Below are 245 nucleotides of genomic sequence, written 5' to 3' on the forward strand. Positions count from 1 at the left end.
GCCATATGCGATGAGATTTTTCCATAGCCTACTTTACCGTCAACAGGTGTGGAGAACTCATGCACATGTGTGCATGAGCGCTCCAGGCCTGTTAACATACCTTCAGTGATCTGTCCATGAATATAATTTAAGCAGTGCATTTTATTTTTTCCCCCCTGGAACAAGGCATGACAGCTGCCGTACCTTACCATGGCAAATTGACGCTCTGGTGTTGCCTGCGCTAGGCCTATACACAGATAATTATC

Annotated in this window: 1 protein-coding gene; it reads right to left on the reverse strand. The window is 45.7% G+C overall.

Annotated elements, in window-relative coordinates; translation table 11 throughout:
• Positions 1–245: hypothetical protein (locus tag IEQ44_RS17430; RefSeq protein ID WP_227487701.1), on the reverse strand; the 245-nt coding region annotated here is incomplete at both ends.

The sequence above is a fragment of the Nocardioides malaquae genome (genome assembly GCF_015070385.1).
Taxonomy (GTDB): Bacteria; Actinomycetota; Actinomycetes; order Propionibacteriales; family Nocardioidaceae; genus Nocardioides; species Nocardioides malaquae.